This window comes from Pseudoalteromonas luteoviolacea DSM 6061 (assembly GCF_001625655.1).
In the GTDB taxonomy this organism is placed as follows: domain Bacteria; phylum Pseudomonadota; class Gammaproteobacteria; order Enterobacterales; family Alteromonadaceae; genus Pseudoalteromonas; species Pseudoalteromonas luteoviolacea.
The window spans coordinates 47,605-54,113 of sequence record NZ_AUYB01000002.1 but is presented as its reverse complement, the minus strand read 5'-3'; the positions used below and the strand labels follow the sequence as shown (position 1 = coordinate 54,113).

Genomic DNA, 6,509 nt, shown 5'->3' with positions numbered 1-6,509 from the left:
GCAGCGGCTTCGTTCAACAAGGCGGTTAAACTAGGGATACAAAACAGCAGGCTTGTGCTCCTTCTTCGCAAATTTTGCCTGCTATTTTACGCCGGTTAAGCAAGGCGTTATATGGAGTTAAGAGTACGAATGGGACAATCAGCATCACAAGCTGCCGCTTTCTATAAGGAAGTAGGTAGTAGCGGAAAACTGTGGACATGTAAGGATGCCGGTGGAGTTCCAGCTCCTCTCAAATCAAATGGGCAAAGAGCCATGCCTTTTTGGTCAAGTTTGTCGCGTGTTCAAAAAATCATAGACACGGTTTCTGACTACCGAAAATTTGAGCCTTACGAGCTGACTTGGAGCGCTTTCGTAACGGACTGGGCCCCAGGATTGAAAAAGGATGGCTTGTTGGTTGGTATAAACTGGAGCGGTATTTATGCCACAGGCTACGACTTGGACGTAAGTGATGTAATTGCAAACACTAGTTACCATGCGAAGAAATTCACATAACAAGGCCATCAAACATCGCCCCTTGCGGGGGCTTGACTTGCAAAATACGTTCGCTGTTTATGACAAGCGTTAGGTGACTCTATTGTCTAGCATTCCTAAATTAAGTTTGAAATTTAAAACTCGCATAGTTGCGGTTTTCGATTTAGGGTTGATGACTGAGGCCATGGACGGTAAAAAATACCAACTAAGGGTGCCAGAGTTTACATCTGAGTATCAGAAGTTAGATAGAGAAAGTAAGTTGCACGAAGTTGTAGGGAAAACAATATTTGTTTATGAGTTTATTGAAAATAGAGGTCAGGTAAGTCAATTATCAGAAGCAGAGTTAAAATTAAGAGCCAAAGAACATAAAAAAGAAATGGATAAACTACAGAGAAAATATAAAAATAAAGTGTAGTCTTTCAGTCTCCTAAAAAATTACTAAAGCGGGAAAATTAACATCTGGCTATTTTCACTGCGTTTAACATGTTAGCCAACTATAAATTTCCCCATAGTGGGACGTTATATGCTCTAGGAAATTATGAAACATTTAGTCAAACTTTGTCTTGTTTTTGCCATAGTGGGCTAGTAAGAATAATAGCTTGATTGAATTACATTTATTAGTTTGCGAAACTTGTTTCGGTCACAAAGTGCAGGTACATATAAATCTTGATGATAATGGTTATCTAAAGTTTTCTAAAAAGCTTCGGAACCGATTGATATTTCATGCCTAAGTGAAGCAAACAAAAATATAATATTTACCTTCGCTCCAGAAAAAAGCATATAACAAGTGAGCCAACGGGACAGTTTTAAGCCGGCTCCCGTCGCTTCGCTCATTATTCTAGCCAGCTTAAACATGGGGCGTTATGTACATATGGAGTCATCTTAAATAATGGATAACAAGCCAAATTTTAGTGAGTTTACTTATGATGAATTGCTTGATGCAGAGAAGCACATAGATAAGGACATTTACCCAGAAAGGTATGAAGCAGTAATTAAGTTATTAAACGACCCTGAACACTTACCTCAACCAAAAAAAGAATTCGCACAAGATATGGAAGTATGCAAATATTCTACTTTCTGGCCTCGTTTTTGGGCTGCGGCGATTGATGGTATTTTATTTGCTCTGCTCTTATACATTGAATGTTTAATATTTGGTGTCGAGTACAGTGCCCAGGATAAATTTCTACAAGCTTTAAACGGAGTTCAATTCGCGTTGTACGCTATTTTCATGCACGGCTATTTTGGTCAAACACTTGGGAAAATGGTTATGGGGGTTAAGGTACTGAATCATGATACTGAAACCAAAATAAATGTTAAACAAGCACTGCGTAGAGAGTCAGTTAATTTAGCACTAAATATTGCTTGGGTTCTAATTATTCTAACAGTTGCCGCAACACTAGAAATGACAGGTACTATTTCAGTCGGGCTATCGTATGCAGTTATTGGTTTTGGTATTTTAGCTATAGTTTGGGGAGTATCCGAATTCGTTACCATGCTATTTAATGATAAACGTAGAGCCATTCATGATTATATTGGTAAAACGGTTGTGGTACGTACATAGCGGGCTACTTAAGGCGAGACTGCTAACGTTTGGAGCAGTTTCGCTTCACTATAAATTAAGTCGAACATTAATCAACCCCTTAACAGGGCGTTATATATCATCATGATTAAGATTAGAGTAAAAATTAGCGGCCCAAGACCTCCATTTTATGCGTTGTCTAACGAGCTATGGCCGGGCCAAGATATAGATTCAGATGGGGATTCCGAATCGCCAGGTTCAGATAGCTGGACTGAACTCACGTTAATCAATCGTAGTGATGAAACACTAAGAGTTGACATTGATCCGGAATCGTTAGATCCATTAGTGTTAATTGTGAAATCTGAAACTAAAGAGTTGGCAGAGTATGCGGAAAACTTCCTTGTTAGCAATTGCGCTAGTGAGGTGATAAGCCATGTATAATAAGGCAATTGACTACGCACTTATGGCGCCGGGCACACTTTCAGCACGCTGGATATTGGAGCTTTAAGAGTAAAGAGAAAAATGGAAGCATCAATAAAAAAATCAGTAAATAAAATATCAATGGCATGTGGTGGTGTAATTGCACTACAAGGGCTAAATATTAACTTCATTATATCGTTAGCAATTTCATTTATAGTTTTATTTTGTGTATCTGCTTTGGTTAAAGCAAACATTCAATCATCATTAGCCAAAGGTGAGCTAAATAAAGAGGAACTACAAAAAGCTATTCTGACGTCTCCATATATTTGGTTAGGCCTTTTAGCTTTTGTTATTCTGGCGTTGTATTTTTGAGTTTACTGCTAACAATGCCTTTAGATCATGGACATAAAACAGCAGGCTTGCGCTCATTCTTTGCTTAGTTTAGCCAACTATTTTTAGCCGTTTATTTTAGGCGTCATATGTCTAGGGAAAGTTATGGTTTCATACGAAGAAAAAATAAAGTCTAAAAGTGTTGGTTATGGACTGATCGTTTTAGCCATTTTTTTCTTTTTATTACCCTTAATCTGGTTAGGAATGATTACAGCTACGAGTAATTTTAACCTTAACGAATTAATTGAAAAGATCACGGAAGAGTCCCAGATCGCGTTAGTGATTGGATTGTTTGCCATTTTATTTTGGGCTTTAAGTGTTGTGTTTTTTTACCAAGCATGGAATGAGATAAAAGCTAACGGGCTTTGGATATGTTCCGTAAAAAATAGAGTCTTAAAATTTATAGCTCCTAGCCCTAAATTAGAGAAAAGTATATCAATCGAAATCGAAAAAATACGATTCATTGAGAAAAAAGTAAAAGATATTGGAGATGGTGAGGAATCAGTTATATGGTCATTTATCCTTTTAAATGACTGTATAAATTTAGAGCATTTTGGGCTGTTAGATATTGAACAGGCAGTATCGTTTATTAACCAAAACCACAATACCCCAATAATAACCCGTAATTTCGATATTCGTGGTAACGAAATATAAAAAACGCATCAACGCATGGACTAATAAAGCTTGGCTTAGTTCGTGCCTCACTCCGTTTAGCCAAGCTTTATTAGTCCGTTATGCGGTTGTAAGGTACTTTTTTGACTCCAAGAGAAATTCGTAACACCAAGCTTCTACTCATGTTCTTAATAGTACCGTCAATAATAGGTTGGGGGGCTTTGTGTATTCTAGGCTTGTTGATATTTGGTCATGCTTTCTTGAAAGACTTTAATTCTTTGGGGTTAAGTTTGTTGGCGGTAATTGGGTTAGCTAGTTTAACTATCAGTGCAATTTCAATTTTTAGATACCCTTATGTTTCTAAATTAACAATTTTAACATTTATCCTAGGGTTAATAGCCTTAATCATTGGCGGATTTATTGGCTTTTTTGGTTCAACTTACATTTTATCTCTAGCCTCGCTCATTTGGGCGGGCGTTATATTAATTGCTCAGTTCAACAAACAATGCACCTAACAAGCTGTTAAACAAGGACAAAATACAGTTGGCTTTTGACCCTTAGTCGCATATTCTAGCCAATTATATTTAGCATGTTAACAAATGCATCATGCTACCGGTCACAATCTTCAATGAGGGATTCTATGAAACAGAACATTGTCCATATCGCTTTGGTCGTAAAGGACTATGATGAAGCGATTGATTTTTACGTGAACAAACTCAAATTTGAGCTTATTGAAGATACCTATCAACCTGAACAAGACAAACGTTGGGTGGTTGTAGCACCACCGAACTCTCATGGTGTTACGTTGTTATTGGCCAAAGCCTCGAAGCCAGAGCAACATGATTTCATTGGTAATCAAACAGGCGGTCGAGTATTTCTGTTCCTAAATACAGATGACTTCTGGCGAGATTTTGAGCATATGAAATCTATAGGTATTAACTTCGTCCGCGAGCCTGCTGATCAAGACTATGGAACGGTAGCCGTATTTGAAGACTTGTATGGAAATTTGTGGGATCTTCTTCAATTGAACCCAGGCCATCCAATGGCGAAAAGGTAGCATAACCAAGCGCTCAATTTGATTGCCAACGCTCTAGGGGTGAGCATGTGGCGGCATTGTCTGTCTATTAACAAGGCGTTATACGCAAATATGAATTTGAACTTTGTACCACAAAATAAGCATGATTTAGATGCGTGCAAGAATCTAAATAAGTTTACTAGTGAGGACTTGGTACCCCACTTTGAAATACTTCTGCCATGGCTGCAAGATATGAATTGGCCTGTGGCGTTACCTATTTCTGAAAAATTAGCAAGTGCAAATGCCGAAATAGTTCCATTTATAAATGAGGTGCTGTTAGGCGATGATGAAATATGGAAGTGTAATATCATCGAATATTTAGTTATGAAATTGAAGCCAGAGGTCATGGAGTTAGCTTTAATTGAAGTTGTAAAGATTATTAATTCGCCTTCTAAATCAGAAGTTGAAGAAGGTGTTAAATTAATTGCAAGAGAAGCCGTGTTCTATTACAGTCATTGTGTATAAAAATTACTTAAAAAGGACTCAAAATGCTTGGCTTGATCTCCTTCTTTGCTAATTTTTGCCAAGTATTTTCGCTGGTTATATGAGCGTAATATTTCAAGAGGTAGCATGAAAAAATTTCTAACGTTTATATTGATTTTATTCACTTCTTTTTATTCTTTTTCTTCAACTGACATTAGTTTAATTAGTGGTAAATGGGATTGTAGTGTACGCATTGAAGAAGGTAGTTTTAGTTCATATTTTAAGATTATAGATTCATATAATGTTGAGAGTTATAAATTTACTTCGGAAGGTAGTGTTGCCTTGAAATATAAAAGTACTAGCATATTTGAATTCGAATTTCAGTCACAAGGTACTTTTACTGTAGAGGGGGGTGTATTCAAACCAATTTTTACAGAGGTCGATGTTGAGTTAGTATCCGGAGATATGCTGGAAAGTGAGTTAAATAAGTTTAAAAATGATCTTTTGAATAGCAAAAGGTCTTACAAAACTCTAAAAATTAATAATAAAGAGCGGACTGTATTAGATTTGACAGATAATTCTGAAAGCACCTGTTTGAAAATATAACAAACGCATTTAGAGCCGGACTATACGCCCTTAGTATTATCGATGAAGTATTTTGTTCTTATCAGATAAGTCATATGCAGCTGTTAGTTCTCATGAGTGTGATGTCACTAAGGTTGAGTCGGGTAGCGATTCGTTAATGGTGTTCGTAGAAAACTGTGAAGTGAGGCCTGGTCCAAACACTACTATGTCTCAAGGCAATGCATCTAAAGATGATATAAGCGGGCCTCAAACGTACTTATGGTTTGCACAATCAAGCGTTGATGTTTAAGAAAAGCAGCATATGAGAAGTTTTCTTTTATCTTCCTTGGTCGCAAAAAGAAGAACTGTATATAGTTGGGAGCCTAATGGCACTAAAGCGATAATCAGTTATGTTTTAATCAAGGTAAGTGCTAGGTGTAACAAAACAAGTCACGCGAAGAGTGGGTGTTAGCGACGTTAGGCACTGTGAGCGTTTTCAGTGATCAAAGAAACATTAGAATATCTGATAGATATTTTTCCCGAATGGAAGGCTGAAATCTTCCGTGTTTGGTCAGACTCTAATTATTCAAGCCAATTTGTCCTTGATCCTAAATGGGAAGAACCAGCGGTTTGGGGAATCGCGCTTGCAGATATAGTGAGAAATATTGCTGTAGCGCATATTGAAAAACATGGTGGTAATTTTGAAGCGGTTACAGAGTCGATTTCACAGGTACTAATTGCTGAACTCAGCAACCCGATGGCACCAGTTCTAAGGGTTGAATAAATTTACGCATAACAAATTAATCAAACAATGAACTTAAAGCAGCAGGTTTTAGCTCATTGTTTGCTTTGTTCAGCCTGCAATTTTACGCCGTTTATTTGATGCTTTAAGTTTTTGGGTGAATACGAACGTCTTTGCAAGAATTGAACAAGTATATTGGTAGTCGCACTTTGCTATGCAGCCGAAGCTGTTGTTCCTGCGCTAAAGCGCCTCGTAGCGCTGGATTTGGTGAAAACTTAAACATAACAAGTTGA

12 protein-coding genes are annotated in these 6,509 nt (G+C 37.4%); all 12 read left to right on the top strand.

All coding sequences use genetic code 11. From position 1 onward, the window contains the following. Positions 1-111 precede the first annotated feature (111 nt). The 12 genes from N475_RS00385 to N475_RS00330 all read left to right on the top strand — a co-directional run bounded on the left by N475_RS00385 (position 112) and on the right by N475_RS00330 (position 6,258). Complete coding sequence (locus N475_RS00385; RefSeq protein WP_227008487.1) at positions 112-492, top strand: DUF2750 domain-containing protein; 381 nt, start codon at positions 112-114, stop codon at positions 490-492. A gap of 82 nt (positions 493-574) precedes the next feature. After that, on the top strand, positions 575-886 hold the full coding sequence (locus N475_RS00380; protein ID WP_063358097.1) for a hypothetical protein: 312 nt from the start codon (positions 575-577) through the stop codon (positions 884-886). Between the two features lie 474 nt (positions 887-1,360). Next, positions 1,361-2,032: an RDD family protein gene (locus tag N475_RS00375; RefSeq protein ID WP_063358098.1), complete on the top strand. Its 672-nt coding sequence runs from the start codon at positions 1,361-1,363 to the stop codon at positions 2,030-2,032. Positions 2,033-2,134: 102 nt separating this feature from the next. After that, the gene (locus N475_RS00370; protein ID WP_063358099.1) at positions 2,135-2,431 is read left to right on the top strand and encodes a hypothetical protein; all 297 of its coding nucleotides are present in this window, start codon (positions 2,135-2,137) and stop codon (positions 2,429-2,431) included. An 81-nt stretch (positions 2,432-2,512) separates the two neighbouring features. Then, entirely contained in the window at positions 2,513-2,782 is a 270-nt protein-coding gene (locus N475_RS00365) for a hypothetical protein (RefSeq protein ID WP_063358100.1), read from the top strand. A 123-nt stretch (positions 2,783-2,905) separates the two neighbouring features. After that, positions 2,906-3,454 carry a hypothetical protein gene (locus tag N475_RS00360; protein WP_063358101.1) on the top strand — a complete coding sequence of 183 codons (549 nt, stop codon included), beginning with the start codon at positions 2,906-2,908 and terminating at the stop codon, positions 3,452-3,454. Between the two features lie 101 nt (positions 3,455-3,555). After that, positions 3,556-3,927, top strand: coding sequence for a hypothetical protein (locus tag N475_RS00355; protein ID WP_063358102.1), 372 nt, complete (start codon positions 3,556-3,558; stop codon positions 3,925-3,927). Between the two features lie 125 nt (positions 3,928-4,052). Then, on the top strand, positions 4,053-4,469 hold the full coding sequence (locus tag N475_RS00350) for a VOC family protein (RefSeq protein WP_063358103.1): 417 nt from the start codon (positions 4,053-4,055) through the stop codon (positions 4,467-4,469). Positions 4,470-4,559: 90 nt separating this feature from the next. Then, positions 4,560-4,952: a DUF5071 domain-containing protein gene (locus N475_RS00345; protein ID WP_063358104.1), complete on the top strand. Its 393-nt coding sequence runs from the start codon at positions 4,560-4,562 to the stop codon at positions 4,950-4,952. Positions 4,953-5,057: 105 nt separating this feature from the next. Then, positions 5,058-5,516: a hypothetical protein gene (locus N475_RS00340; RefSeq protein WP_063364497.1), complete on the top strand. Its 459-nt coding sequence runs from the start codon at positions 5,058-5,060 to the stop codon at positions 5,514-5,516. Positions 5,517-5,568: 52 nt separating this feature from the next. Further along, a complete protein-coding gene (locus tag N475_RS00335) occupies positions 5,569-5,784 on the top strand; it encodes a hypothetical protein (protein ID WP_063358106.1) in 216 nt (71 codons plus the stop codon). A 189-nt stretch (positions 5,785-5,973) separates the two neighbouring features. Then, positions 5,974-6,258, top strand: a complete 285-nt coding sequence (locus N475_RS00330) for a DUF5076 domain-containing protein (protein ID WP_063358107.1) — start codon at positions 5,974-5,976, stop codon at positions 6,256-6,258. Positions 6,259-6,509: the final 251 nt, after the last annotated feature.